Source organism: Nocardia araoensis NBRC 100135, from assembly GCF_000308435.1.
Taxonomy (GTDB): Bacteria; Actinomycetota; Actinomycetes; order Mycobacteriales; family Mycobacteriaceae; genus Nocardia; species Nocardia araoensis.
On record NZ_BAFR01000178.1, the window covers coordinates 1 to 1132 of the forward strand.

General features: G+C 69.8%; 1 protein-coding gene. It reads right to left on the reverse strand.

Annotation, left to right across the window (positions count from 1 at the left end; genetic code table 11):
• A partial coding sequence (locus ON21_RS24660; protein WP_039801367.1) for a condensation domain-containing protein occupies nucleotides 1-1132 on the reverse strand: 1132 nt, incomplete at both ends.

Consider the following 1132-nt stretch of genomic DNA (forward strand, 5'->3'; position numbering starts at 1 on the left):
AGGTCGTCGAGTTCGGCTTCGCCGCGGCCCGCCACGGGTGTGCCGATGGCGATGTCCTCGGCGCCGGACAGGCGAGCCGAGAAGACCGCGAACGCGGCGTGCACCACCATGAACAGCGTGGCGTTGTGCCGCCGCGCGAGTTCCGCCAGCGCGGCGTGCACGTCGGCGTCCACGACGAAATCTATTGTGCCGCCCGCGAAGGACTGGGCGGACGTGCGCGGGCGGTCCGCGGGCAGGTCCAGCTCGTCGGGCAGATCGGCCAGTTCGGTCGTCCAGTAGGCCAGTTGCGCGCCCGCGAGCGACTCGGGGTCGTCGTCGGCGCCGAGCGCGTCGCGCTGCCACAGCGTGTAGTCGGCGTACTGGATGGGCAGCGGCGCCCAGGACGGCTCCTGGCCACCGCTGCGCGCCACGTAGGCCAGCATCAGGTCCCGGGTCAGCGGGCCCATCGACCAACCGTCCGCGCTGATGTGGTGGGCGACGAAGACCAGCACGTACTCGGTGGCCGCGAGTTGGAACAGCTTCGCGCGGAACGGCACGTCGACGGTCACGTCGAAGCCGGCGGCGACGATCCGCTGTACGTCGCCTGCGACATGTTCGTCACCGATCTGCGCGAGAGCGAGATCCACCGTGACCTCGTGCGGAGCGAGGACCCGCTGTACCGGGCCGTCCGGCGTCTCGGGATAGATCGTGCGCAGGATTTCATGGCGCGCGACGAGATCGGCGACGGCGTGCCGCAACGCGGCCACGTCCAGGTCGCCGGACAAGCGGATGGCAGCCGGGATGTTGTAGACCGAGGCCGAGGTGTCGAACTGGTTGAGGAACCACATGCGCTGCTGCGCCGGCGACAGCGGGATGCGGTCCGGACGCGGACCGGCGACGAGCGGGGTGCGTTTGCGTTCACCGGTGCCCCGCTCGACCTTGACCGCCAGTGTGGCGACGGTGGAGGCTTCGAAGATGGTGCGGACGGGGACACGAGTGTCCAGTGCCGCACCGATACGCGCGGCGACCTGCGTCGCCAACAGCGAGTTACCACCCAGCGCGAAGAAATCATCATCCGCGCCGACCCGCTCCACACCCAGGACCTCGACGAACACCGACGCCACGATCTCCTCGATCGGCGTCGAGGGCGCAC